We start from the raw sequence: 25,649 nt of genomic DNA, 5'->3' as shown, positions 1-25,649 counted from the left end.
CATGTCCGCACCAGGTCTGCGAACGACCCCGCACATATTATATATAGAAGACAGTGACGAATCGCGCGCACTTGTGCGCCGTTTGCTTGCGGATAAATATGTGGTGCTGGAGGCATCCAATCCGCTGGACGGGTTGCAGCTGGCGGAGGAAACAAACCCCAGCCTGGTATTGATCGATCAAAACCTCCCGCACATGACGGGTAGTGAAGCCGCAACCCGCTTGAAGAAGATGCTCCCGAACACGCCGATTGTCATCCTTTCCGCAGATACTTCCAACGGTGCGCGGGAACGCGCGCTCGCGGCAGGGGCGGTTGGATTTATTTCAAAACCGATCGACGCTGGCTTTGAAGGTTTGGTGAACGAATACCTGCATGGCAGGGTTGAACACCTGGACCATGCCGAGATGCATCTTCAGGCATACCAGCAGGAATTGGTGGAACGCCTCGAGGACACCATCCGCCTGTTGGGCAGCGCGCTGGAAAAGAACAAATATCTGCTCCAGCAGAACGAGCGCATGGTCTCCATGCTCGAACGCAGGCACCGCCTGCTGGAAACCGCAGCACGCGTCGGGCAGATGGTGACCTCCATTTTGGATTTGAATGAACTGCTCAAACACACCGTCAACATCATTTGCAGCGAGTTCAATTTTTATTACTCTGGCATCTTCCTTGTTTCCGGCGATGGGAGCTGGGCGGAGTTGCGCGCGGGGTATGCCGAGGCGGGGCGCAGGATGCTGGCGATGAAATATCGTCTGCCGGTGGATGACCAGTCGATGATCGGCAGGGCGATTCTGAGTCAACTGCCGCAAATTGCCCTGGACGTGGAAGGCGAGGATTCGCGCTTCAAGAATCCGCTCCTACCGAATACCCGCTCGGAGATGGCGCTGCCACTGATCGTGGATTCGGTCCCGCTCGGCGCATTGACCGTGCAAAGCAGCCAGTTGAATGCCTTTTCGGAGGACGACATCACCTCCCTGCAAGCCATGGCCGAGCAGGTCGTGATTGCCATCAACAATGCGCAGTTGATGCACAAACTTGAGGAAGCCAATGCGGAGATCCTGCGCACCAAGACATTTGAAGCCATAGCCACTGCCACGGGCGAAGCCATCCACTGGGTGGGGAATAAAGCCGCGCCAATCCCGGGCAGCATAAAACGTGTGCGCGAGGATCTGCACTATCTGCTTGCGCTGGTGGCACACATGGATGAATCAGTGTTGGAAAATAAATCGTTGCGTGCGGCAGTTCAGACGGTCCGCGGGGAGGCGCAGGCACTGGGAATCGACCTGAAAAATATGCTTGCGGAAATGTCCGTCATGAAGGCGAACCGGTTGCAGGCGCTGGTCAGTGTCGAATCGTTGATGGAGGATCTGGATATTGCGGAGAACAGCGCCATGACGATCTTGGACATCAAAGAGGGATTGATCGGACCTGCGCGCCAGCGTCATGACGCGAAAGTGTCGTTGAGCGCGATGATTGCGGATACGGTTGCAAACATGGGCCTGCCGGACGGTGTGATCGAGATGGACTGGCCGCAGGATATGCTGCGGGTGAATGTGGATGTTCGGCAGATGGACCAGGTATTCAATAACCTGATCAAAAATGCGTGGGAGGCGTTAACCAATGCAAAAACGCCTGATCCGAAAATTCTCGTGAAGGGGCGTCGGGATGCTGACCCGAGTTTTGTCTTGGTGACGATAAAGGATAACGGGCCCGGCATCCCGCGGGAGATTCAGGAAAAAATCTGGGTTTCATTCTTCACCACCAGGGGCGGTACGGGCGGCACGGGGTTGGGGCTTTCCGCTGTGATGCAGATCGTGAATCAGCACGGTGGCAGGATCTGGCTGGAAAGTGAAGCGGGCAAGGGCGCATCTTTCTTTGTGCGCCTGCCCGCGGAGAAATAAGAAACAATGGAGGAAGCATGACAACGGTTCTTTTAGTGGATGATGAGAAGTTGATCCAGCGCAGCCTTGAGAAGACCCTTTTGCGGGCGGGTTTTGAGGTGTTGACTGCATCCGATTGCAAAAGCGGGAGTGAGGTATTCATGCAAAATGCAGGGGAAATCCATATTGCCGTGCTGGATCTGAACATGCCGGGTTTTGATGGCACACCCAAAACGGATGCAGGCTTCGATTTGCTGGACGATCTAAAAAAGGAAAAGGCCGACCTGCCCGTGGTGATCCTGACCGCCTATGATGAAGTCAGCCGCGCAAAGGATGCCGTCTCGCACGGCGCAAGCGCGTTCTTTGTCAAAGGGCGCGAGCAGGGACTGGTGGGGTTGATCCGCAAGATATTGGGATGAACAAACCCTTAAGGTTTGAACAGACAAAAGAGGAACTTATGACAAGCGATCTCCAACGACATGCCACATTATTGAAAGCTGCGGCGCGCGCCGCCAGGAACATCACCACCATACTGGATCCATATGAATTGTTTCAACGCACGGTGAACATCATTTGCGATGAATTCGGTTTCTATTATGCCGGCGTCTTCCTGCTCGATGACAGGAAGGAATATGCTGTGCTGAGAGCTGGACGCGGCGAGGCGGGCCGCGCGATGATCAACGAGGATCACAGGCTTGCCGTGGGCGGGAACTCGATGATCGGCGCATGCATCGCGAACCGTCAGGGACGCATTGCGCTGGATGTCGGGACGGAGGCGGTTTTCTTTGAAAACCCCCACCTCCCCAAGACCCGTTCCGAGATGGCGCTTCCATTGATCGTGGGCGATGAGGTCATCGGCGCCTTGACGGTCCAATCCACGGAGGAAGCCGCCTTCCATGATGAAGACATCGCCGCCCTGCAAACGATGGCAGACCAGCTTGCCGTGGCCATTCAAAACGCCAATCTTCACCGCCAGGCGGAACGCCGTTCGCGTTTGTTGAAAGCCGCAAACCGCGTGGGCAGGGAGGTCACCTCCATTCTTGATCTTGAACAACTCCTCCCGCAAACCGTAAATATTATCTGCGAATCGTACGGCTTGTATTACGCAGGCGTTTTTCTTTTGGAGGAGGCGGGTGAATATGCCGTCCTGCGTGCCGGGTATGGCAAGGCCGGCAAAGCCATGCTGGCGGAGGGACACAAACTGAAAATCGGCACGGATTCCATGATCGGTGCGTGTATTGCGATGGGGGAGGCGCGCATTGCACTGGACGTGGGCGAGGAGCGTGTGCATTTCAAAAATCCACATCTGCCTCATACCCGCTCCGAAATGGCTCTGCCCCTTGTATATGGCGGCAAGGCATTGGGTGCCGTCACCGTTCAAAGTTCCGAGGAACGCGCATTCAGCGAGGATGACATCACCACCCTGCTGACCATGGCGGAGCATCTTGCTGTTGCAATCCACAACGCGCGCTTGATCGAGGAACTTAAGGATGCGCACAATGAAATCCTGCGCAACAAGGTCTATGAAGCGTTGACCGCCGCATCCACCGAAGCCATTCACTGGATCGGCAACAAAACGCTTCCAATTTCGCTGACCATTGCGCGCCTGCGCGAGGAGATCGCAGATGGAGACGTGGACATTGAGTCCTTGAAGGAGGACCTCGATATGATCTCCGAAAGCGCGGCACAGATCATTCAAGTGAAGGAACAGTTGATCGGCGCAGTGCGCGAAATGAAACCGCGTCCCGTCCTTTTTGCGGATGTGCTTCAAACGGCCGCCCGGCAGAGGGATGTTCCTGATAACTTGTTGAAGGTCGCCATAGATCCCGCGGCAACCTATGTCATTGCAGACAGTACGCAGCTCACGCGCGCACTTGGCAACATTTTTCAAAACGCTGTTGAAGCGGGCGCAAAATCGGTAGCGGTGAGTGTACGTCCCACAGAAGAACGCGGCATGCTGGAGATTATCATCGAAGATGACGGCGCAGGCATGGATGAGGAAACCATGCGCAAGGCCTGGTCGCCCTTCTTCACTACACGCGGCGTCTCGCACCATGGGCTGGGCCTGCCTGCATCCCTGCATGTCATCTCGCAATCGCAGGGAAGAATTGCGCTGGTCAGTGAGCGGGACAGGGGAACGACCGTTGCCATGTTTATGCCGCGCGGAATTGTGAACAACAGCCAGGTCCAGGCGCGAAGTGTGAAAAATATCCTATTGATCGATGATAACGATGATTGGTCAAGACTCTTTGCCGAATTACTTAAGGATTCGAAAATCAAATTAACGCAGACGGTGGACCTGAAAAAACTTCCCTCCGCCGACCTGATCCTTGTGGACGAGAACCTCGCCTCCCGGCCCCTGACCGATGTCCTGTCTGCGCTTTCAAAGGCGGGACTCGCCTCGAAGACCGTCATCCTCACCTCGGCAATCAACCCTGAGCGCGTGACGCACTTTCTGCGCGAGGGCATCAGGGATGTGACGGTAAAACCGTATTCCACAGATGAAGTGAGTGAGCTGTTGAAGTCATCACGGCATGAAAGTGGTTTATGAGACCCAGATGGCGTAAGGTGTTCCACGATTTATGGGACAGCAAGGCGCGCACCCTGCTGGTGGTGTTTTCAATTGCGGTGGGTGTATTTTCGATTGGCGTGATCTCCGGCGCATACGCGATCATTTCCAATGACATGAGCGTTTCCTACGCGATGAACAATCCCGCCAATGTTGAACTTCGCACGGTGAACTTCAACGACGATGTGCTGGCTTCGATCAGGAATATGCGCGCCGTGGGCGATGCGGAGGCCCGCCGCGTGTTCAACATCCGTGTGCGCGTGGCCGGCACGGAGAAATGGTCGACGCTGGATTTGGTGGCTTTCGAGGATTTCGAAGCCAATTCGATTAACCTGCTCATGCCGCTTCAAGGCCAGGCGGTGCCTCGCAAGCGTGAAGTCGTGCTCGAGCGTGATGTGCTCAAGAACCTTGACGTGGCCGTGGGCGATACGCTTGAATTCCAACTGCAGGATGGGTCAACCAAGACCATGCCCGTTGCCGGTTTCGTGCAGGATACCGCCATGGGCGCGGGCGATTTTTTGGCGTCTCCGCACGGCTATATCACCCTGAATACCGTGCCGTATCTCCGCCAGCCGGAGTTATACAACCGCGCCTATATCACCACGGCAACAGGCGGCGATGACATCCATCACATCCGCGAGATGGGCGCACAGATAAAGGATAAACTCGAAAAGAACGGCACGCGGGTCATCCGCACGCGCTTTTCCGAGACATCCAATCATCCGCTGGGAAGCACGGTGAATGCCATTCTCGGCATCTTGATGGCGTTGGGCATCCTGATCGTATTCCTTTCCAGCTCGTTGATCGCGAATACCTTGAGCGCGTTATTAACCCAGCATTTGCGTCACATCGGCGTGATCAAACTGGTGGGCGGGCGCAGGCGGCAGGTCTTCATGATGTATCTGGCGTTGATCATGTCCTTTGCAGTGCTGGCGCTGCTAATTGCCGTCCCGCTGGGCGGGCAGGGCGCATATGGTTTGGCTGTATTCATTGCAAGCGAGTTGAATTTCAATATTCTCGGCTATCGCATTGTGCCGGTGGCTCTATTGATTCAGATCGCGGTGGGCCTGCTGGTCCCGCTTGTGGCGGGGCTTGCGCCGGTCATCAACGGCTCGCGGATCACGGTCCTGCGCGCGCTCAGCGGGGATTTGACCGGCGACGAGAGCCGGCCTCAAGGGCAGCCACACACGCGCGTTTCATGGTTTGACTGGATGCTGGTGCGCTTGACGAGGATATTTGCATCCCGCGGGATCCACGTCCCGCGTCCGTTCATTATCTCGTTAAGAAACACCTTCCGCCGCCGCGGACGCCTGGTGTTGACCCTTTTTACGCTGACGATGGGCGGCGCGATCTTTATTGCAGTGTTCAATGTCCGCACGACGCTGCATGATTACATCGGCTCGATCGGGAAATATTTTGCCGCCGATGTTTCCCTTGACTTTGACCAGCCATATCGTTTGCGTGAGGTGGAGCAAACCGCGCTGCAGGTGGAGGGGGTTGTGGGCGTGGAAGGCTGGCAATTTGTAAGCGGTGAGCTGCTGGATGGGAATGGCGATGTTTTGGAAAACATCAATATCTTTGGCCCGCCTGCGGACAGCCTCCTGATCGAACCGCTGCTGGTGCAGGGACGCTGGATCCATGCCGGAGATGTGCGCCAACTGGCGTTGAGTGAGGCTGCACTTGGCTACTTCCCAAACATCAAGCCCGGTGATCATGTGGGCTTGAAGATCAACGGCCGCGAGGAAAGCTGGGAGGTGATCGGCATTTTCAAGTTTGTGGACCGCGAGGGTGTGCTGGCGTATGCGCCCTATGAATATATTTCGCAGATGAACAACCTTGCGAACCGTTCGTATTCATTTCGGTTGACCACGCAGCACCATGAAAGATCCTATCAGGATGCGAAGGCGGAGGAGCTGGATACGTTCTTCCGTGCGCATGGATTCAAGGTGCGCGTGGCGGAGGCGGGACGCGCCTCGCTGGATACCGCCGTGGAAAGCCTGGATACCCTCGTCGTGTTCCTGCTCATCATGGCAATTCTGACCGCCATCGTCGGCGCCATGGGTCTGACGGGTACGATGGGGATGAATGTCCTCGAGCGGACACGCGAGATCGGCATCACCCGCGCCATCGGCGCAGACGACCGCGCGGTCATGCGCACGGTCATCGCGGAGGGATTCGTGATCGGCGCGATATCCTTTGTGCTGGCGATCATCCTGTCGATCCCATTCACTTATTTACTTTCGACCATCGTAAGTTTGGCGGTCTTCGAGACGCCTATTGAGGTGGTCTTTACCTTTATGGGCTATGCGATTTGGTTCGGCTTGGTGTTATTGCTCTCGGTGGTTGCGTCCATTTTGCCCGCGCGCAACGCCGCGAGGTTGACCATCCGCGAAGTTCTGGCGTATGAATAAAAGAAGGAAAACATGAAGAAAAGAATTTTGTATATCATGACATTGCTTGCAATCACGGCCTTGTTCCTTGCGGCCTGCGGGGTTCAGGCAACTCCGGCGCCGTCTGCGCCCGCGCAGGCCGTCTCATCGAATGATGTGGTTGCAGAGGGACGGTTGGAACCGGTTCGATCCACGCACCTGTCCTTTCAGGCGCGCGGGGTGGTGGAGGCGGTGCTGGTGAAGGCGGGGGATGCCGTCAAACGGGGAGATGTATTGGTCCGCCTCGCAAATGCGGGCGGGGCGGAGGCGCAGGTCATCATCGCGCAAAACGCCTACGATCTCCTGCTGCGCAATGAGAGCGGGGAGCGTGCCAGACTTTTGCAATCCTTTATGGATGCGCAGATCATCCGCGCGCAGGCTGAGCGAACATGGGACGATCTGAACGTGGATGCCATCGACGACCGCATCGAAGATCTTGAGGCGGATGTGGAAGACAGACGGGAAGACCTGAACGACGCGCAGGATGACTTCGACAAATACAAGGACCTCGACGAGGACAACTTCCGCCGCAAGGCAGCGGAAGACGACCTCGAAAACGCGCAAAAGGATCTGAACAGCGCGATGCGCAGTCTGGAGGAGGAGACCCGCAAACGCGACACCGTCAGGGCTGAATATGAGTTGGCGCTTGCCGCCGAGGCGGAGGCGAAATATCAGTATGAGATCAGCCTGGATGGACCCAATGCCGACCAATTAATGCTGGCAAAGGCGCAGCTCGATGCAGCCCAGGATGCGCTTGCCAATTATGTGCTCGCTGCGCCGTTTGATGGCGTGGTGGCTGGAGTGAATGTGAAAGCGGGGGAGCAGGTTGGCGCCGAGACGCGCGTCGTGAGCCTGGCGGATTTCAGCGAATGGGTCGTGAAAACAACCGACGTGACCGAGCTCGAAATTGTGCAATTGAACGTCGGTCAGCCGGTGAACATCCTGCCGGATGCCCTGCCCGGCCTTGAGCTGGGCGGCGTTGTCACGGAGATCAGCAACGTATACACGCAGCAGGGCGGCGATGTCATCTATGCCGTCACCGTCCGTGTGAACGGCACGGATCCGCGCATGCGCTGGGGCATGACGGTTGAAACCGTATTTTTAGAACAATTGAGTGATTGAAATCAAGGCGAAAAAATGCAATAATGGGGTTGCTCCGATAAAGGGCAAAACCGGGGAAACCCCGGTTGCGCAAAGCCCTGAATCTAACGCTGAACTGAGCCACGATTACCAGGGTTGCCGACAAAAGCAAAACCGTCGAAAGGCGGCGGCGCAAAGTCAGAGCGTCTACAACCAGTTAATTCTGGTCATGACCGGCCGGCTGCCGAAACGCAAACTCAGGGAAACCTGATGACGCAAAGTCATGGGTCTACAATCACACATTATTTTTTTGTGGTCATGACTGCCAGACTGCCGAAGAGCAAACCGTTTTGCAGGGATGACTGATTTTTGAGTCATCCCTGCTGGTTTTTAATCGCCTCCCTCTTCGCGGAAAGCTGCCCGGCGGTTTATCGGCATATCCTGCCTGTAGGGGAGTGTGCCCGCAGCGGGTAATGTACCCGAACGGGTATAATCGCCTTCATGGCAAAATCATCCCGAGCTCTTGACCCCGAATCCAAACCCGATGACCGCGTGGATCATGCCCTGCGTCCGCAGAGACTGGCGGATATCATCGGGCAGGATCAGGTCAAGGAAAACCTGTCCATTTTGATTGATGCGGCCAAGCACCGCGGGGAGGCCTTGGACCACGTCCTTTTTTACGGCCCGCCTGGCCTGGGCAAGACTACGCTTGCACATGTGCTCGGCAACGAAATGGGAGTCAACGTCAAAGTGACGGCGGGTCCCGCCATCGAGCGCGCCGGCGACCTGGCCGCCATCCTCACCAACCTCCGTGCGGGGGATGTCATCTTCATTGACGAAATCCATCGCCTCGGACGCGCCGTTGAAGAAGTGTTGTACCCCGCCATGGAGGATTTCTCGCTGGACATCGTCATCGGCAAGGGACCCTCGGCTCGTTCCATCCGCCTGAAACTGCCTCGGTTTACTGTGGTCGGAGCCACCACCCGGCTTGCGCTTGTCACCGCGCCTCTGCGGGCGCGGTTCGGCGCGGTCTACCGCCTGGACTATTACGATATCGAAGCGATGCGCAAGATCGTACGCCGCGCCGCAGGGATGTTGAAGGTCGGCGCGGACGAATCAGGCATCGAAGAGATGGCACACCGCGCGCGTGGGACTCCGCGTATCGCCCTGCGTCTCCTGCGCCGTGTTCGGGACTATGCCCAGGTACGTGCGGATGGGTTGATCAACCAAAGGGTGGCGAAAGAGGCCTTGGACCTGCTGCAGGTCGATCCGCTCGGCTTGGATGATGTCGATCGCCGCGTCCTCAAGACCATCATCGAAAAATACAACGGCGGACCCGTCGGCTTGAACACCATCGCCGCGTCGATCAGCGAGGAGCAGGATACGATCATGGACGTGGTCGAGCCGTACCTGCTGCAACTTGGTTTTCTCGACAGAACCCCGCAGGGACGCGTGGCGACCAAATCTGCGTATGAGCATTTGGGATACGAGTATACGGAGGAGGGTCAGCCGAGGCTTCTCTAGGTTCTAACGTTGGCAGGTTGGGACGTTTGAAGGTTAACCCGCCAACATGCAAACCTTCAAACGTTGAAACTCAAGGACATGGAAACCATCGCCCGTTATCTCATGATCGGGGGAATCGCCCTCTTCCTCATCGGCGGAGGCGTGTATCTCGCCGCGAAGTTCGGCATCCCGCTGGGACGCCTGCCCGGTGACATCCGCATCGAAGGGGAGAATGGGACGTTCTATTTTCCGATCACAAGTTCGATCTTGGTATCTGTTCTTCTCACCGTTATATTCAATATCATTTCCCGCTTTCTGCAAAAATAAATATTGAAAACCTCCGACTTCGACTATCATCTCCCTGAATCTTCCATTGCGCAAACGCCCCTCGAGCCGCGTGATTCATCGCGCCTGCTTGTGCTTCATCGGTCAACAGGCGAATTGGAGCATAAAACCTTCCGCGACATCAAGTCCTATCTCAGGGTGGGGGATTTGCTGGTCTTGAACCAGACGCGCGTTATCCCTGCGCGCATCTTCGCCAAAAAAGAGACGGGCGGCAAGGTGGAGATTCTCCTGCTCCGCCGCCGCGACGAGTTGACATGGGAAGCGCTGGTGGGCGGCAAAGGCTTGCGCGTAGGCAAACGGATATTCATCGAAGTGAACGACACTACCTCGGATGTCGAAGCAGAGATTATCGAAACTTTGAATGACTCGGAGCGGTTGATCAAATTTTCCGAGCCCATCGAGCCGTATTTTCCAAAAATTGGGCATGTCCCGCTGCCGCCGTACATTCACGAAACATTGAACGACCCCGAACGCTATCAAACCGTCTTTGCAAAGGAATCAGGCTCCGCCGCGGCGCCCACGGCGGGACTGCATTTCACGTCTCAATTATTGGATGAGATCCAGACGCTTGGCGTGAAGATCGCCTATGTCACCTTGCATGTTGGCTTGGATACGTTCGCTCCCGTCACCGAGGATAACCCCGCAGAACATAGAATCCACACCGAATGGTGCGAACTTCCGCAGGAAACCGCTGACTTTATTAATCAAACCAGACTATCGGGCGGGCGTGTGATCGCCGTTGGCACGACCTGTGTCCGAACACTTGAATCCGCTGCTCAGGAACCAACAGATAACCGCCAATCGCTAATCGCCGCTTTTTCTGGTCCAACTTCTCTCTTCATTCTGCCCGGCTATCAATTCAAGATCGTGGACGCGATGGTCACGAACTTTCATCTGCCCAAGTCCACGCTGCTGATGCTGGTCAGCGCGTTTGCGGGACGCGAGCGGATTCTGTCCGTGTATGAGAAGGCGATTCACAAAGGCTATCGCTTTTATTCGTTTGGGGATGCGATGTTAATAATTTAATGTCGTTCCCTATTCAGGGACGATGTGCGAGGAACGAAGTGACGAAGCAATCCCAGCTCGAACCATTAAACAGCGAAATCATTCAATGCCGCAAATGTCCGCGCCTTGTTGCGTGGCGTGAGGAAGTGGCGCAGGTGAAGCGCAAGGCGTACAGGGATCACGACTATTGGGGCAAGCCTGTGCCGGGCTTTGGCGATCCGCGGGCGCGCGTACTGGTGGTGGGACTTGCGCCCGGCGCCCACGGCTCGAATAGGACCGGCCGTCAATTCACGGGCGATGCCTCGGGGGATTTTTTATTCCCAGCCTTGTACCGTGCCGGGTTCGCGAACCAATCGTCGGCGGAGTCGCGAAGCGACGGTCTCATCCTGGAAGATATGTACATCACCGCCTCGGGTCGCTGCGCTCCGCCCGATAACAAACCATCCATCGAAGAGTTGAATAATTGCCAGCCGTTTTTGGAGCGCGAGATGCAGCTCATCCAGCCGAAGGTGATCGTGTGTCTGGGTAAGATTGCCTTTGACCGCGTTCTCAAAATAGTTGCGGTGCGCGGTTTGACGTTCTCTCACGGCGCGGCATATCAATTGGAAACGGGTATTTGGCTGCTGTGCTCGTATCATCCAAGCCAGCAGAATACATCCACGAAAAAGTTGACGGTGAACATGTTCGATGCGATCTGGGAAAAGGCAAAAGACCTTGCAGACAGGAAATAACTTGAAAACGATATGGAGATATGCAGCGGCGGCATCCGTGCTTGCCCTGCTCACCCTTGGAACGATATTCGTGTTTTGGGCGTCGGATGCGGCTCCCGCTTCGGAGATTGCCTTGCGAGCGCTGGAGTCTGATTCGCAGGTCTACGTCAGCCCGGAGAACGGTTGGGTGATCTTCTTCCCCGCCGAAAATCCGCGCCCTGAAGCGGGCTTCGTTTTTTATCCCGGCGGGCGCGTGGATTATCGCGCTTATGCGCCTGTGTTGAAATTGATCGCGGGACAGGGATATTTTGTGGCGCTCGTGCCTGCGCCTTTGAATCTGGCCTTCTTTGATATTAATGCACCCGCGCGCGTGCAGGCGGAGTATCCTGAGATCCAAAACTGGTTCGTCGGTGGACATTCGCTCGGCGGCGTGGCGGCTTCGTCGTATGCCGCGACTCATCCAGACATCAATGGGGTTGTCTTTTTTGCCTCGTATCCCGCAGACGATTCCCTGATCGTGATGGGAATGCCTGCCCTCTCGATCTACGGCACGGACGATGGGCTTGCGACTGTGGACAAGGTCGCTGACTCGCGGGCATTGCTTCCAGCGGATGCGCGCTTCGTCGCCATCGAGGGCGGCAATCATTCGCAGTTCGGTTCCTACGGACTTCAAGCGGGTGACAACGAAGCGGCAATTCCTCCCGATGAGCAGTGGACTCGTGCCGCTGCTGCGACAGCTGAATTCTTCATGGAAGTATTGCGTTGACCCATGGAACGTTGGAAAAGATTCGTTTTTGTCTTCCTGATATTTGCCTGCGTGACAATGGTGCTCGGACCGTTTGCGGTTCCCGTCCCGCCATTGGATGATTTGGTTTCCGAGCAAGCTTTCATGGAGGCCGACAGTAAATTTATAGAGATCAACGGCGTGGACATCCACTATAAAGATGCGGGGCGGGGTGAGCGGACGTTCATCCTGTTGCATCCCTTTGGCGGAAGCACGTTCTCGTGGCGCGAGGTGATGGATGATTTTGCGCAAATGGGGCGTGTCATTGCCTATGACCGCCCCGCCTTTGGGCTGACGGAGCGTCCCATGCCTGACGATTGGGGGGAAAATCCCTACGGCATGAAAGCAAACATTGAACTCCTGCGCGGTTTGATGGTCGAGTTCGAGGTGGAAAAAGCGGTTCTGGTCGGCAACTCAGCCGGCGGCGGTCTGGCTGTGGCGTTCGCCTTGGAATATCCAGAGCGGATCGAAGCCCTCCTCCTGGTTGATCCCGGCGTCGGCGGCGGACGCGGCCCGCAATTCCCCGCCTGGGCGTTGCCCGTGATGTGGACTCCGCAAATGCGGCATATCGGCCCGCTGATGATGCGCGATTATCAGGAAAGGCTTCCCCGTACCATCGAGCGTGAGTGGTATGATCAAACCGAATTGACCGATGAGATCCGGCAGGAGTATTTGAAACTTCTCCGAATCCAAAATTGGGACCGCGCCTTGTATGAGTTAACCTTCGCGCCCGCCTATCCCGAACTGCGTCCGTTGCTGCCGAACCTGGCCGTACCGGTCTTCATCATCGCCGGGCGGGAGGACCGGCTGATCCGTTCGTGGTATTTTGAATCCATTGCGGACGAAATCCCCGGCGCGCAGTTGACCTTGATCCCCCACTGCGGGCATGTGCCGCAGGAGGAGTGTCCCGTTGAATTTATGCAGGCGGCAGGTAAATTTTTGGAAAACCGATGAAACCAGATTTGATCACACCCGGCGAACCCGCCCCCGATTTCGAACTTGAGGATATTCGCGGTGACCGTATCCGCCTTTCCAGTTTTCGCGGAAATAAAACGATTGCCCTTGCCTTTTTACGCGGCTTTCGATGACCGCACTGCCGCGCGCAGTTGGCGCGCATGCGCGATGCCTATGTGGAATTCACTTTACGCGGCGCGGAGATCCTCGCGGTGGGTCCCAATGACATGGATTCGTTCAAAAAATATTGGGCGCAGGAAAACATTCCCTACGTCGGCCTGCCTGATCCCGACCATAGCGTTGCAAAACAATATCGCCAGGAAGTCAATATCTTCAAACTTGGCCGCATGCCTCTCAACTGCATCGTCGATACGGGCGGACGCATCCGTTATGTGCATTACGGTGCGTCCATGTCCGACATCCCCGATAACGAAACTTTTCTCAGCGTAATAGACCAACTGAACGCATCATCCAAGTAGCATGACCCTTGGAAAAATCGCCTTTCTCGGCTCCGGAGAGACCTCCCTGGCAGGGGGGCGTATCTTCGAGGCCCTTGCGCGCCTCATTCCCGCCCCGCTGCGGATTGCCATACTGGAAACGCCGGCAGGCTTTGAGTTAAACGCCTCCCTCGTTGCGGGGCGGGTGGGCGAGTTCCTCAAGACCCGACTGCAAAATTACAAGCCAGCCATCGACCTCATTCCGGCCCGCAGACAGGGGACGGAATTCAGCCCCGATGATCCAGAAATCTTAAAACCACTGTTGCAGGCCAACCTGATCTTTATGGGGCCGGGCAGCCCCAGTTATCTGGTTCGCCAACTGCAAGACACGCTCGCTTGGGATATTGTCCGTGCCCGCCACAGGCTTGGTGCAACACTGGTATTCTCCTCTGCTGCAACCATTTCGATTGGAAAATGGATTCTGCCAGTGTATGAAATCTACAAGGTGGGTGAGGATGTCCATGTTAAGAATGGATTGGACCTCTTTTCCGATTTCGGAATGCACCTCTCGTTCATTCCGCACTGGAATAATGCCGAAGGCGGTGTGGATCTGGACACCAGCCGCTGTTTCATGGGCATGGAACGATTTGAGCAGTGGCGCAAGCTCACTCCGCCGGAAAATATCGTCGTAGGGCTGGATGAACACTCCGGCATCATCATGGATTGTGAAAAAGGCGTTTGTGATGTACATGGCGTCAGCTCGGTCTCTGTTTTGAAAAGCGGCTCCTCGGAAATTCATCCCTCTGGTGCAAGTTTTTCATTAAGTGAGCTTGGCACCTGCACCCCGCCCGAGCCGATTGAAAAAGGAATCCGGCCGCACGTGTGGGAAATGGTTCTCGATGCAGGCAGGCCGAATGATGAATTTCCGCCGGATGAGGTCTTGTCCCTGCTCGAGCAGCGCAAACAAGTCCGTGCGGATAGGAATTTTGCCGAATCAGACCGTTTGCGCGATGCGATCTCCGCGCTCGGCTGGCAGGTGAAGGATACAAAAGAAGGGCAGGAGTTGACAAAATAACAGGTCGCGCCAGAGGTGTGACCTGTTATTTTTTGTCTGACAAAATGCGATAAAATATCTGCGCAGGATTTCACAAGGAGCAGACCTATATGCGCGCGGTGGACATCATCATCAAAAAACGCGACAAAGAACAGTTGACAGCCGAGGAAATAGAATTCTTTGTACGCGGTTTTACGAACGGGGATATTCCAGATTACCAGGCCTCCGCGTTTGCGATGGCGGTCATGCTTAACGGCATGACGCCCTTTGAAACAGCCGACCTTACCCTTGCGATGGCCCGCTCCGGGCAGGTGCTGGATCTGTCTGAAGTGGTGGATATTGCCGTGGATAAGCACTCCTCCGGCGGCGTGGGCGACAAGACCAGCGTCTCAGTCATGCCGATGGTGGCGGCCTGCGGTCTGCCTGTTGGCAAAATGTCCGGGCGCGGCCTTGGCTTCAGCGGCGGCACGCTCGATAAATTGGAATCCATCCCCGGCTATCGTGTGGATCTGACCACGGATGAATTTAAAAAACAGTTAAAGGAAAAGGGCATTGTCCTCACGGGTCAATCCCTGGACCTCGCGCCTGCGGACGGAAAAATGTATGCCCTGCGCGATGTCACCGGAACGGTGCCCTCGACCCCATTGATCGCCTCGTCCATCATGTGCAAGAAGATCGCGGCGGGCGCGCAAGCCATTGTCCTGGATGTAAAAACGGGTTTGGGTGCGTTTATGGAGACCCTGAATGAAGCCCGCGAACTTGCCGAATTAATGGTGGATATCGGCCGTTTGGCGGGACGTAAAACCGTTGCGCTGCTCTCTGATATGAACCAGCCGCTTGGCAATGCAGTCGGAAACGCGCTCGAAGTTATCGAAGCCATCGACATGTTGCGCGGAGGCGGCCCCGCCGATTTCCGCGAGCATTGCCTGCATGTGGCCGCACACGTGCTTCTGCTGGGGAAACGTGCGCAGGATTTGGAGGAAGCGCGTGCCCTGGCTGAAAAATCCATTACGGATGGCAGTGCGCTGGAGAAATTCCGTGTGCTGGTGGCGGCGCAGGGCGGCGATGTTTCGTATGTGGATGACCTCTCGAAATTCGAACGTGCAAAATATGTGGAAGTGGTGAATGCCCCTCGCGGCGGATTCATCTCCCAAGTCCATGCGAGAAGCGTGGGCGAAGCCGCGGTCCTGTTGGGGGCCGGCCGGGCAAGAAAAGGCGACTCTGTGGATCATGCCGTCGGGTTCGTCATCCACAAAAAAGTGGGGGACAGGGTTGAGGAAGGCCAGCCGTTGTTTGAGATCCACGCAAATGAGGAGGCAAAACTGGCGGAGGCGCGCCTGGCGGTGCATTCCGCACATCAGTTTAGTAATGAAATTGTGCTGCCATTACCGCTGTTTTACGAGTAAAATAGCGTGTAGTCTTGCGAATTTCTTAAGAATCGGGCATACTTAACACAGGAAAACGGTAATGGCAAAAGTCTCATTGAGAATTTACAACCGCGAAATCGAACGCCTCATCGAACAGGGACATACGGATGAGGCAATTGCCCATTGCTGCCATATCCTGCAAACCTTCCCGAAACATCTTGAAACCTATCGCCTGCTTGGAAAATCGTATCTTGAGTCCAAGCGGTATAACGAAGCAGTGGATATTTTTGGACGTGTGCTTATGGCGGTTCCCAATGATTTTGTGGCGCACGTCGGCTTGAGCATTATCCGCGATGAAGAAAACAAACTGGATGACGCCATCTGGCACATGGAACGCGCATTTGAAGCCCAGCCGTCCAATGCCGCCATTCAAGGCGAACTGCAAAGGTTGTATGGCAGGCGCGACGGGATGGAGCCGCCCAAGATCCGCATGACCCGCGGCGCGCTGGCGCACATGTATGTGCAGGGCGAGTTGTATCCGCAGGCTGTTGCAGAGATCCGCCAGGTCCTTTCCCAGGATCCACAGCGCTCGGACATGCAGGTTTTACTGGCGTATTCCCATTTCAAGAGCGGGCAAAAATCGGATGCCTCTGATATCTGCAATCAATTGCTGGGTCGCTATCCGTACTGCTTCGATGCCAACCGCATCATGGCGGATTTGCTTTCAACCACTTCGGACAAGTCGGAAAGCATGCAGGTCTATCGAATGCGTGTCGGTGAGTTGGATCCGTATGCCAATTTTACAAAAGGCTCGATCTTCCAAATCAATGAAGTCTCCGATGCTTCCATAAATTTGGACAGGCTTGAATATAGCGGCAGTGAAGTGTCGATGGCGCAGGAATGGGGTTCCTCGCTCGGCATTGAACTTGGCGCGTCAGCACCTGCGCTTGGCGCCGCATCCCTGGACGAACAGCCTGACTGGCTCAAGGCCGGCGGTTCCAAGGATGAAACGCCGCAAGCCGCGCCCGAACCCGGTTCCGCATCCGAGGCAGGCGGCGAAATCCCGGATTTTCTCCGCGCCGCAGGCTGGGGCGAATCCAATACCCCTGAACAAGCCACCTCTATTTTTGATGAAGAACCTGCCGGGAAGCTTGTTCCTGCAGACCTGCCAAACTGGCTCAAAGGGCAATCCCCTGTTTCCGCTACTCCTGACCGTCCTGAGGAACCTGCCGTGGACATGCTTCAATCTACTGAAACTCCGGATTGGTTGGAGGGACTCGGCGGTGCTGTATTCTCTGAATCCCCGCCGGAGGAAGGATCAACACCAACAGGTGATGCCCCCGATTGGCTAAGCGGGCTTGGCGGTGCTGTATTCTCTGAATCTCCGCAGGAAGGCTCTGCCCCCGCAAGCGATGCCCCCGATTGGTTAAGCGGGCTTGGCGCTGCTGCGTTCTCTGAAACTCCACAAGAAAGCTCTCCCCCCGCAGGCGATGCTCCTGCGTGGCTACGTGGGCTTGGCGGCTCAAAGTCATCTGATGGACAAGCCCAACCCGCCGAGGTGCCCGATTGGTTAAGCGACGCCGAACCGAAAAGCGAACCTTCTCCAATTGTGGAAAGTTTCGGTGCGCCTGCGCAGGAACAGGAAGATGTAGTGACATGGCTTGAATCCCTTGCTGAAAAGCACGGGGTTGATCCCGAAGAGCTTCTCACTGACCCAACCAACCGCAACGAGAGCGCGCCAGAAGAGCTGGTGCAAACGCAGAATGGTGGTGGACAAGCCCCTGCTCAACCGAATCTTCAGAATCTCGGTTCCTCTGCACAGGAGCAGGATGATGCGGTGGCGTGGCTTGAATCTCTTGCCGCGAAGCACGGAGCCAAGCCCGAAGAACTTGTGACCGATCCGAATAAGCGCAGTGATACGCCGCCGGAATGGGTGCAGCAGGCGCAAGCCATTGGCGAGACCCAGCCTGCCCCTGTGGAAGAATCCGCCAAACCGGATTCGGATTGGGTTGAAAACACTCAAAATATCGGCGAGCAATCCTTTTCCGAATTTGAGACCCCAGCCACTCCGCCAGCTGCATCCGATGATACGGGCATGTGGTTGCGTGATCTTGGTGAAAAGGAACAACAGGAGCAACCTGTGGAGGAGAAATATCCACAGCGCGGTACTGTTCCTGAGTGGTTAAGCGATGCCCAACAACCTGCACCCTCTGCCGGGCAGACGGAAGCTTCCGGGCAGAAACCTGCCGCACGATCTTCAGACCTGCCCAGTTGGCTAAGCGGCATTGAAGGGGAAGCCACACCGCCAGAGGCTTCATTTGAGAGTCAAACTCTGGGCGGCCAGGATCTCTCTGACTGGCTCAGTGGCCTGGATGACGAGCCCGGCCTTGAATTTGATCCTGAAATTATCAGGGCATCCGCCCGGCCGCCTTTTCCCGATTCATCCCATCGTGCTGATGAAAAAACAGTGGAAGACAAACCCGCCCAGTCTGAAATGCCTGATTGGTCCAGCAAGCCGGGTTCCGGAAAACAAGGTGGGCTGGATGAGGAAGCATGGAAAAAATCTAGTGAAGAGAAATTTATTTCTCCCGCCCCCACCCCGACCGAAGAACCTGTATCCCATCCACAAGGGCCCCCTGTTACTCTGGCAGTAGACCTCCCCGATTGGCTGCAGGGAGTGGACGAAGAATCCAGCCAGACATACCAGGCAAAAGACGATGACACACCGCCATGGCTGCACCGTGAACAATGGGAATCGGAAGCGGAGGAGACACCGCAACAGCCCATGCCCACTTCGCCTTCCGATTGGCATCCCCTGGAGGAAAAGCCGGAGCCGGTTCCGCCCGCCTCTGTGGAAAAACCACCGTCCGTTCCTTCGCAAGTGCGTGCCCAGCCAATGATTCAAAATCCCCCACAGCCCAAGCCGGGTGAGTCGCTTGTCGTTCCACCCATCAAGAAAAAGAAACCCGGCATTTCCCGTTCATCTCGGACGGAAGGGCAGGGATATGTCAATGCGCTGAATCAAGCCAAAGGCGAGTTGGATCGAGGCGACATCCCCGCCGCATTGGATCATTATGGAAAGCTCATCAAAAAGGGCAGGCATCTGGAAGAGACCATCAGTGATCTGGCGGAGTCCATTTACCGCTACCCTGTGGAAGTCGGCATCTGGCAGACGCTGGGGGATGCCTATATGCGATCGAATCGTTTGAAGGAAGCGCTTGAGGCATATAACAAAGCGGAAGAATTAATTCGGTAGAAAATCAATCGCCACCGCCGCCGTTTTCGGCGGCGGTGGCGATTGATTGCAGGAACCATACACTTTTTTTTGGAGGAATTCTGTGGAACGAACGCTCGTACTTGTAAAACCCGATGGTGTGCAGCGCGGCTTGATCGGTGAAGTGATTGCGCGCTTCGAACGCCGCGGGCTTCGCCTGGTTGGCGCGAAATTCATTCAAGTCAGCCAGAAACTGGCTGAGACGCACTACGCTGAACACACAGGCAAACCCTTTTATGATGGCTTGATCTCCTACATCACGTCTGCGCCTGTCATGGCGATGGTGTGGGAAGGCCCTGGCGCAGTCGCCGCCATCCGCCAGACCGTCGGCTCGACCAAACCAGTTGAATCCGCGCCCGGCACGATCCGTCATGACTTTGCCCTCGAAGTGGGACGCAACCTCATCCACGCTTCGGACAAGGTCGAAACCGGGGAACGCGAAGTGGCTTTGTGGTTCAAAAAAGAGGAAATGGTGGATTGGTCACGTGCCGTGGATGCGTGGGTGTTCGAGAAGTAGAAATCTCTGTTTTGTATTGCATGCTTGGAAAAAATGGCCGCGGGCGCATGCCTGTGGCTATTTACTTGGGTGGGGAGTTGAAAAGCATGTTGGAATATGCCTTTTGTCAGTAGGGTGGCGGGTCGGAAGGTTATATACTAGACCTCTTGCATAAGTGTGCCATAATAGGCACATGAACTATAAGACAATCGCACATCTCAAAGGTAGTGACTTCAAACGGCTAACTGGCGTCCAGCGCGAAACCTTCGAGCAGATGCTCACAGTCATTGAGAAAGGGCTGCGAGACTTCGGGAGACCGCCAAAACTGAGCCGAGCCGATCAGTTGTTGATGACCTTGATGTACTGGCGAGAATATCGCACAGAATTTCATATTGCGCAATCCTATGGTGTCAGTGAAGCAACCGTTTGCCGCACCATTCGCAAGGTAGAGGAGGCCTTAGTCCGTTCAAAAAAGTTTCGTTTGCCTGGCAAAAAGGCACTCCAAGCCAGTGACACGGTGTTCGAGGTAGTGCTGGTTGATGTCAGCGAACAGCCAGTGGAACGTCCAAAAAAAGCCAAAAACGGCATTACAGTGGCAAAAAGAAGCGTCACACCCAAAAAGCGCAGGTGATGGCTGATCGAAAAAGTACCCAAATCATAACCACCGCCTTTAGTCATGGAAGCAAACACGACTTCCAACTGTTCAAAGACGATGCCTGTGAGTTCTCTGAACATCTGCGTATTCTGGCAGATGCGGGCTATCAAGGATTGATGGAGTTTCATCAGAACAGTCAAACACCCTTCAAGAAATCCAAATACCATGCTCTGACGAAACGAGAGAAACAGAGCAATCGAAGCTTGGCACGGAAACGGATTGTGATTGAGCATATATTCCGTAAGTTGAAAGTGTTTCGCATTTTGAGCGAGAGGTATCGCAATCGTAGAAAGAGATTTGCTTTGCGCTTCAACCTGATTGCTGCTATTTACAACCTTGAACTCAACTCAATTTGACTTTTGCAAGAGGTCTACTGAAATATATGTGGGGGATTTTCCACCAGAGAAAAGGAGAATAAATGAACACATTACGCTGGCTTATGACGCCGTTGGTTTTGGTGTTTGCAGCGCTGGCCTGTTCCATTCCCGTCGTTTCCGGCGAGGACACGGTCTTGCAGGCGACACAGGTTGCGATGGCAGTCCAGCAGACCAGTATGGTGATCCAACAAATGACGCTGACTGCGCCCACCCAGCCGCCGCCCGCTGTGGAAAATACCATACCCGCGCCCGCTCCTACGCTGGAGGCAATGCCTTCCATCCCCGTAGTTGACATGAGCGAGCGCATCCGTTCCTCCAATATACTCATCTATGAGGATATCATGGGTGACCCGGACCTCGTGCCGATCGTCAACAGCACGATCAACATGATGAATTTTTCAGGGGGCAAGGTCGTGAACGTGGGGGACCGTTTGGGTACTTTCAAAGAGCATGCCAATTCCGCCACGCGCTGGGACTTGATCATTGTTGCGGCGGAGACGCGCACTTCGTTCAGCGGCGAGATGTTCGAGGTCATGTACGACCATATCAACAACGGCGGGGCAGTCATCATCGAAGTTTGGTATCTTGACAAGGTTGTAAGAGGCAAGATCGCGCCCATCCTGCACAAGTGCGGTGTTGATTTCTTCCGCGACCTGCCTCGCAATGTTGAATATGATCCCTTCGATTATTCGATTTACTGGCTGGACAAATATCATCCCCTGCTGTCCACGCCGAACACCGCGCAGGCTCCCTCCTATCCGAGTCCGTATTGGTTCCCGGATGCCGGTGATCTGTTGAAATTGGGCACCGGCGGCGATGCCGTGCTGGTCGGAGGATTGTATCCCGACCGCAAATCGGATTATGGCGTGCTGGCGGCTTGCATGGACGGGCGCATGGTCATTCAGACATTCTCATCACACGATTACAAATGGGATACGGTTCAAACCCTTTGGGAGAACTACATCACCTATACATTGACCAACCATTACGAATACATGGATCAATGACCTGAAGTCGTTCGGTTAATTGGCTTGGAGGTTGGAATGTTTATTCGGAGTGGTATTGAAAGCCCGTATGGAATTCCAGAACTATCCATCGGTTGCTGGATGGCTGGTATGCAAGAGGGATATATCCGGGATCGCCAAATATAAACACGGTTCCGTGCAGCCAGCTGAAATGCGGCGCACCGATGAGGGCCCGAACTACTGCGTTGAGGAGGCCGCCCTGCGCCGTGACAAGATACATCCCGATGCCGCACCGCACGATCTTTTCAACCGCCCTGGCTCCCCGGCCATGGATCTCCCAATCGCTTTCGCCGGTGCCGTAAAACGGCTCATATGGCTTTCGAAACCGGGGGTTGGAAAACGTTCATCTGCAAGTTTGTATGGCAAGCCCGCCAGAGGTCCATTGTTGAATTCCATCCAATCGGGGTCGGTTTCCATGGGGATGTCCAGTGCCGCGCCAATGATCCTGGCGGTTTCGTGCGCGCGGACCAGTGTGCTGGCGATGATCACGTGCCACTGAAACCCGCGTGCGAGAAAATCCCACGCGTGTTCTTGCGCCTGGGATCTGCCTGTTTCTGTGAGTGGAGAATCGTGCCGCCCCTGGTGGACTTTTTCGTCGTCTGCGCGGGAGCGCCATGTCGCAGCAGGGTGATCAGAATTTCGTGACCCACAGCAGACCTTTTGTCGCTTTTTACTGCAACCTAAGTAATACCTTTCCATCCTCCCAAAGTTCCTCGAGTTGATAGAAATCACGCTGGTCGGGAGAGAAGAGGTGGACGACCACATCGCCATAATCGATGATCACCCAACCGTCACGGGAGAAACCCTGCTGTTTGCCTTTTTTCTTATGTTTGGCGCGGATGTCTTCAATGGTGGCCTTGGCGAGCGCATCGATCATGCGGTCGCTGGTGCCGTTGCAGATGATGAAATAATCGGTAAATGAGACGATATCTTTCAGGTCCAGCAGGACGATGTCTTCTCCCTTTTTATCCTCGAGAGAGTTTACGATTTCGCGGGCAAGTTCAAGTGCGTTCAGATGTCACCTCTATTGTTTTAATGCTGCGGAAAAAAGTTTTGTGTAAACCGAACCGCTGGAATGCAGCTCGCTTTTATACAAGTGGACGGAGTCTATGCGGGCGGAGCCGATGGCGCTGATTTGGATGCTGTCCAGTGCGGTGCGGACTCTTTGCAAAGCGGCTGGGTCGATGTTCTGGCGGACGCGCCCAAGGGTGAGATGCGGGGAGAAGGGGCGTCCGTCTCTTTCATAGCCTAGGCGGGATGCGCCTGCTTCGATGGCTTTTTGCAGGGAGGCCAGGTCTGCCGGGGCGTGGATGCCTGCCCAGAGAACGCGCGGCAGTTTTGAGTTTGGGTAAGAGCCGAGTCCGCTGATTTGCAGGTCGAACGGCGGGTGTGAATCGGCGGCACGGGTGATCAGCTGTTTAAGGAAATCCACATGCGCGGCGGCTATGTTGCCCATGAATTTTAAGGTCAGATGCATGTTTTGTGCGGGGATCCAGCGGACAAGGTCATCCCCCAGGGTTTCACGCAGGAGAATGGTATTCTTTTCGATTGCGTCTTGAAGTGAGTCAGGCGGGTCAACGGCGATGAAGGCGCGCAAATGATTCATGCGGGAGCTTTAAGTAGTTTTTCCACGGCTTGTTTAAGGTCGAGAAAGCCAACGGGTTTGGTAAGGTAAAGGGATGCACCCGCCTCAAGACCCATTTTGATGTCGCCCGGCATGCTTTTGGCGGAAACTACGATGACGGGAATGACAGCCAGATCCGGTTCACGGCGCATGTAGCGCAGTACTTCGAGACCGGTGATGTCGGGCATCATGATATCAAGGATGATAATGTCCGGTTTTTCCTGCGTGATGATCGGAATGGCCGGGGCGCTGGAAAACATCTTTATGACACGATATCCGTTGACCCGCATCATTTCCGCGAACATTTCGGCGGCATCCGGGTCATCTTCGATGATCATCACTGTCTTCATTGCATCAGTCACGTTGTCTTCCTTGGAGCTAAAAATAGCATAAAGCGGTTGAATTTGCAAGGGGTTGTTCATTTGGCGCCGGTTTCGTAAGAATATATATTGAATGACAGTCTATTGTGCATATCTTATGATTGGAGGATGAATGACGGAGTTGGATGTTTTACGCGCGGAGAAGGATGATTTTTTTGCAAATCATCCGCAAAGCCCGCTCGCCCGTGAACAAAAACAGGGGTTTAAAGGTTTGCAGTATTTCCCTGAAAACGATGCATTGCGGCTTGAAGTGCATGTGGATGAATTTGCGGATAAGGAACGGTTTGACATGCAGACCTCCACCGGCAGTGTGCAGACCTACGAGAAGTTTGGCAGGTTCAAGTTTGTTGTAGATGGGGATGAAGTTGTGTTGACAATTTATCAGAGCCAGCATGGTTTCTTTTTGCCGTTCGTGGATTCCCTGGCCGGCGCGGAGACGTACCCTGCCGGACGGTACCTGGAGCCCGAGCCCCTGCCGGGCGGGCGCTTCCTGGTTGACTTCAACCTGGCCTATAATCCCTATTGTGCCTACAACGAGATGTGGTCCTGCCCGATCACCCCGGCCGAGAATCGCCTACAGGTGGCGATCCACGCCGGGGAGAAGTTATTCCATGCATGATTGATAAAAATAACGGGCTGGCTGCCCGTCATTTTTCTACCCTTCTTTTGTGTTTTCCAAAACGGTGAGAAGCGCTTCGTATTCCTCGCAGCAGTCCGGGCACATGTCCAGGTGTTCGCGAATGAGCGGCGTGATCCTGGCGGCGTCCTTTGTGCGGACTTCCGCCTCGACGAATTCGTCGAGGCGGGCATAGGTCTCGCTGCAGGAAAGATCCTCGGCATGTGCGTTTTCGAGGATTCTCAAGAACTTAAGGACGACTTCGTCGTCCAGGGCTGGCTGGGGATTAAATACGTTTTGGATGCGCTGAAATAAAGTTTTTATGATCATTCTACAATGTGAGACGATTAACGAAACATTAATCTTACTTTTGCTCGAAGGCCGTTAAAAGGTCCTGCGGAGTGAGGTCTTCTAGGGCGAGGCGTCGTTTCAGGCGCAGGCGGGCATCGTGCAGGAGCTTGTAGAGCGCGTTGCGGTTGGTCTTCATCCGTCTGGCGGCTTCCTCCATCGGGACATCCTGCAGGCCGAGCAGGACAAGTGCCTGACGTTGTTTGGGCGTGAGTTCCTCGTCGAGTATGCGACGGACGCGCACAAGCATGTCCGTTCGTTCTGCGGAGGTTTCCGGGGAAGCCTGCGGGTCAGCGAGCAGGCCGGAGGGAGGCGGAGTGTCTTCGTTCTCGGTCAGCTCGTCGAGGGATGCATCCCGCCAGCGTTTGCGGCGCAGCTCGGTCAGCGCGATCCGAATGGCGATCTTGTGCACCCAGGTGGTGAAGAGACTGCGTCCCTCGAAGGTGTCGAGCTGGCCCAGCACGCGCAGAAGGGTTTCCTGTGTCACTTCCTCCACGAGCGGTTGGAAGAGGGGATCATCCGAGGACAGCCAGCGTGAGAGGGCATAGGGCAGGCCTTTTTGGATGATCTCGCGCAGATCGCCCAGTGCTTCGTCGTGGGATGTGCCTGTGCTTTTCAGGTCTGCAAGCCAGGTTTCATTCGTCCGTGTTGTCATATGGGCTGATTATAAGTTAAAACCGCCCGGCCGAGGGTTAATCAGCCAACCTTGATACTTTTTGATAGTTTGTAAAGCACAAA

General features: G+C 55.2%; 24 protein-coding genes, 1 pseudogene and 2 riboswitches. Of the genes and pseudogenes, 20 read left to right on the top strand and 5 right to left on the bottom strand.

What is annotated here, in order from left to right:
• Window position 1: 1 nt before the first annotated feature.
• The 19 genes and pseudogenes from QY332_14860 (at window position 2) to QY332_14770 (ending at window position 22,442) form a co-directional block, all read left to right on the top strand.
• On the top strand, window positions 2-1,900 hold the full coding sequence (locus tag QY332_14860) for a response regulator (GenBank protein ID WKZ34896.1): 1,899 nt from the start codon (window positions 2-4) through the stop codon (window positions 1,898-1,900).
• Between the two features lie 17 nt (window positions 1,901-1,917).
• Window positions 1,918-2,298, top strand: coding sequence for a response regulator (locus QY332_14855; protein ID WKZ34895.1), 381 nt, complete (start codon window positions 1,918-1,920; stop codon window positions 2,296-2,298).
• Window positions 2,299-2,336: 38 nt separating this feature from the next.
• Window positions 2,337-4,430, top strand: a complete 2,094-nt coding sequence (locus QY332_14850; GenBank protein ID WKZ34894.1) for a GAF domain-containing protein — start codon at window positions 2,337-2,339, stop codon at window positions 4,428-4,430.
• Window positions 4,427-6,859, top strand: coding sequence for an ABC transporter permease (locus QY332_14845; GenBank protein ID WKZ34893.1), 2,433 nt, complete (start codon window positions 4,427-4,429; stop codon window positions 6,857-6,859). The genes QY332_14850 and QY332_14845 overlap by 4 nt, the downstream gene beginning before the upstream one ends.
• 12 nt (window positions 6,860-6,871) lie before the next feature.
• Window positions 6,872-7,999 (top strand): efflux RND transporter periplasmic adaptor subunit, encoded by a 1,128-nt coding sequence (locus tag QY332_14840; GenBank protein ID WKZ34892.1) that lies wholly within the window; start codon window positions 6,872-6,874, stop codon window positions 7,997-7,999.
• A gap of 115 nt (window positions 8,000-8,114) precedes the next feature.
• Window positions 8,115-8,206: riboswitch (cyclic di-GMP riboswitch) on the top strand.
• A gap of 2 nt (window positions 8,207-8,208) precedes the next feature.
• Window positions 8,209-8,295: riboswitch (cyclic di-GMP riboswitch) on the top strand.
• 163 nt (window positions 8,296-8,458) lie between these two features.
• Window positions 8,459-9,481, top strand: coding sequence for a Holliday junction branch migration DNA helicase RuvB (gene ruvB / locus QY332_14835; protein ID WKZ34891.1), 1,023 nt, complete (start codon window positions 8,459-8,461; stop codon window positions 9,479-9,481).
• Window positions 9,482-9,559: 78 nt separating this feature from the next.
• Window positions 9,560-9,787: a DUF2905 domain-containing protein gene (locus QY332_14830; protein WKZ34890.1), complete on the top strand. Its 228-nt coding sequence runs from the start codon at window positions 9,560-9,562 to the stop codon at window positions 9,785-9,787.
• A 3-nt stretch (window positions 9,788-9,790) separates the two neighbouring features.
• Window positions 9,791-10,831 (top strand): tRNA preQ1(34) S-adenosylmethionine ribosyltransferase-isomerase QueA, encoded by a 1,041-nt coding sequence (gene queA, locus QY332_14825; GenBank protein ID WKZ34889.1) that lies wholly within the window; start codon window positions 9,791-9,793, stop codon window positions 10,829-10,831.
• A gap of 38 nt (window positions 10,832-10,869) precedes the next feature.
• Window positions 10,870-11,541, top strand: coding sequence for a uracil-DNA glycosylase (locus tag QY332_14820; GenBank protein ID WKZ34888.1), 672 nt, complete (start codon window positions 10,870-10,872; stop codon window positions 11,539-11,541).
• 1 nt (window position 11,542) lies between these two features.
• Entirely contained in the window at window positions 11,543-12,286 is a 744-nt protein-coding gene (locus QY332_14815) for an alpha/beta hydrolase (GenBank protein ID WKZ34887.1), read from the top strand.
• Window positions 12,287-12,289: 3 nt separating this feature from the next.
• A complete protein-coding gene (locus QY332_14810) occupies window positions 12,290-13,258 on the top strand; it encodes an alpha/beta hydrolase (GenBank protein ID WKZ34886.1) in 969 nt (322 codons plus the stop codon).
• 20 nt (window positions 13,259-13,278) lie between these two features.
• Window positions 13,279-13,737, top strand: a pseudogene (locus QY332_14805) (peroxiredoxin family protein).
• 1 nt (window position 13,738) lies between these two features.
• Entirely contained in the window at window positions 13,739-14,770 is a 1,032-nt protein-coding gene (locus QY332_14800; GenBank protein ID WKZ34885.1) for a hypothetical protein, read from the top strand.
• 89 nt (window positions 14,771-14,859) lie between these two features.
• Window positions 14,860-16,155, top strand: a complete 1,296-nt coding sequence (locus tag QY332_14795) for a thymidine phosphorylase (GenBank protein WKZ34884.1) — start codon at window positions 14,860-14,862, stop codon at window positions 16,153-16,155.
• A gap of 61 nt (window positions 16,156-16,216) precedes the next feature.
• The gene (locus tag QY332_14790) at window positions 16,217-19,372 is read left to right on the top strand and encodes a tetratricopeptide repeat protein (GenBank protein WKZ34883.1); all 3,156 of its coding nucleotides are present in this window, start codon (window positions 16,217-16,219) and stop codon (window positions 19,370-19,372) included.
• A gap of 82 nt (window positions 19,373-19,454) precedes the next feature.
• Window positions 19,455-19,907, top strand: a complete 453-nt coding sequence (gene ndk, locus QY332_14785) for a nucleoside-diphosphate kinase (GenBank protein WKZ34882.1) — start codon at window positions 19,455-19,457, stop codon at window positions 19,905-19,907.
• Window positions 19,908-20,079: 172 nt separating this feature from the next.
• Window positions 20,080-20,897, top strand: a protein-coding gene (locus tag QY332_14780) for an IS5 family transposase (protein ID WKZ34881.1) whose coding sequence is annotated in 2 segments (ribosomal slippage) — window positions 20,080-20,461 and window positions 20,461-20,897 — 819 coding nt in all. Because the reading frame shifts where the segments join, the coding sequence is not laid out codon by codon here.
• Between the two features lie 62 nt (window positions 20,898-20,959).
• Complete coding sequence (locus QY332_14775; protein ID WKZ34880.1) at window positions 20,960-21,925, top strand: hypothetical protein; 966 nt, start codon at window positions 20,960-20,962, stop codon at window positions 21,923-21,925.
• A 55-nt stretch (window positions 21,926-21,980) separates the two neighbouring features.
• Window positions 21,981-22,442 carry a hypothetical protein gene (locus QY332_14770; protein WKZ34879.1) on the top strand — a complete coding sequence of 154 codons (462 nt, stop codon included), beginning with the start codon at window positions 21,981-21,983 and terminating at the stop codon, window positions 22,440-22,442.
• Between the two features lie 171 nt (window positions 22,443-22,613).
• Here the strand turns inward: QY332_14770 and rsfS are convergent, their stop codons facing one another.
• From rsfS to QY332_14755, 3 genes are read right to left on the bottom strand one after another with little or no spacing between them, the layout of a single operon-like run.
• Complete coding sequence (rsfS, locus tag QY332_14765) at window positions 22,614-22,931, bottom strand: ribosome silencing factor (GenBank protein ID WKZ38472.1); 318 nt, start codon at window positions 22,929-22,931, stop codon at window positions 22,614-22,616.
• A 36-nt stretch (window positions 22,932-22,967) separates the two neighbouring features.
• Entirely contained in the window at window positions 22,968-23,549 is a 582-nt protein-coding gene (gene thpR, locus QY332_14760; GenBank protein ID WKZ34878.1) for an RNA 2',3'-cyclic phosphodiesterase, read from the bottom strand.
• Window positions 23,546-23,929, bottom strand: a complete 384-nt coding sequence (locus tag QY332_14755) for a response regulator (GenBank protein WKZ34877.1) — start codon at window positions 23,927-23,929, stop codon at window positions 23,546-23,548. The genes thpR and QY332_14755 overlap by 4 nt, the downstream gene beginning before the upstream one ends.
• Window positions 23,930-24,059: 130 nt before the next feature.
• Here QY332_14755 and QY332_14750 point away from each other — a divergent pair, with 130 nt between their 5' ends.
• The gene (locus QY332_14750; GenBank protein WKZ34876.1) at window positions 24,060-24,566 is read left to right on the top strand and encodes a DUF1684 domain-containing protein; all 507 of its coding nucleotides are present in this window, start codon (window positions 24,060-24,062) and stop codon (window positions 24,564-24,566) included.
• Window positions 24,567-24,602: 36 nt separating this feature from the next.
• Here the strand turns inward: QY332_14750 and QY332_14745 are convergent, their stop codons facing one another.
• The gene (locus QY332_14745) at window positions 24,603-24,893 is read right to left on the bottom strand and encodes a hypothetical protein (protein WKZ34875.1); all 291 of its coding nucleotides are present in this window, start codon (window positions 24,891-24,893) and stop codon (window positions 24,603-24,605) included.
• Window positions 24,894-24,927: 34 nt separating this feature from the next.
• Window positions 24,928-25,566 (bottom strand): RNA polymerase sigma factor, encoded by a 639-nt coding sequence (locus tag QY332_14740; protein ID WKZ34874.1) that lies wholly within the window; start codon window positions 25,564-25,566, stop codon window positions 24,928-24,930.
• Window positions 25,567-25,649 lie beyond the last annotated feature (83 nt).

Source organism: Anaerolineales bacterium (genome assembly GCA_030583885.1).
Classification (GTDB): domain Bacteria; phylum Chloroflexota; class Anaerolineae; order Anaerolineales; family Villigracilaceae; genus Villigracilis.
The sequence above is the reverse complement of the archived record's forward strand: the minus strand, read 5'-3'. Positions and strand labels throughout refer to the sequence as shown.

Excerpts from the sequence above, each read along its gene's own strand:
- QY332_14830 (WKZ34890.1), top strand. The coding sequence starts at position 9,560 with ATGGAAACCATCGCCCGTTATCTCATGATCGGGGGAATCGCCCTCTTC.
- QY332_14850 (WKZ34894.1), top strand. The coding sequence starts at position 2,337 with ATGACAAGCGATCTCCAACGACATGCCACATTATTGAAAGCTGCGGCG.
- QY332_14845 (WKZ34893.1), top strand. The coding sequence starts at position 4,427 with ATGAGACCCAGATGGCGTAAGGTGTTCCACGATTTATGGGACAGCAAG.
- QY332_14790 (WKZ34883.1), top strand. The coding sequence starts at position 16,217 with ATGGCAAAAGTCTCATTGAGAATTTACAACCGCGAAATCGAACGCCTC.
- QY332_14860 (WKZ34896.1), top strand. The coding sequence starts at position 2 with ATGTCCGCACCAGGTCTGCGAACGACCCCGCACATATTATATATAGAA.
- QY332_14855 (WKZ34895.1), top strand. The coding sequence starts at position 1,918 with ATGACAACGGTTCTTTTAGTGGATGATGAGAAGTTGATCCAGCGCAGC.
- QY332_14840 (WKZ34892.1), top strand. The coding sequence starts at position 6,872 with ATGAAGAAAAGAATTTTGTATATCATGACATTGCTTGCAATCACGGCC.
- QY332_14745 (WKZ34875.1), bottom strand. The coding sequence starts at position 24,893 with ATGATCATAAAAACTTTATTTCAGCGCATCCAAAACGTATTTAATCCC.
- thpR (WKZ34878.1), bottom strand. The coding sequence starts at position 23,549 with ATGAATCATTTGCGCGCCTTCATCGCCGTTGACCCGCCTGACTCACTT.
- QY332_14750 (WKZ34876.1), top strand. The coding sequence starts at position 24,060 with ATGACGGAGTTGGATGTTTTACGCGCGGAGAAGGATGATTTTTTTGCA.
- QY332_14810 (WKZ34886.1), top strand. The coding sequence starts at position 12,290 with ATGGAACGTTGGAAAAGATTCGTTTTTGTCTTCCTGATATTTGCCTGC.
- QY332_14775 (WKZ34880.1), top strand. The coding sequence starts at position 20,960 with ATGAACACATTACGCTGGCTTATGACGCCGTTGGTTTTGGTGTTTGCA.
- QY332_14800 (WKZ34885.1), top strand. The coding sequence starts at position 13,739 with ATGACCCTTGGAAAAATCGCCTTTCTCGGCTCCGGAGAGACCTCCCTG.
- QY332_14740 (WKZ34874.1), bottom strand. The coding sequence starts at position 25,566 with ATGACAACACGGACGAATGAAACCTGGCTTGCAGACCTGAAAAGCACA.
- ruvB (WKZ34891.1), top strand. The coding sequence starts at position 8,459 with ATGGCAAAATCATCCCGAGCTCTTGACCCCGAATCCAAACCCGATGAC.
- QY332_14795 (WKZ34884.1), top strand. The coding sequence starts at position 14,860 with ATGCGCGCGGTGGACATCATCATCAAAAAACGCGACAAAGAACAGTTG.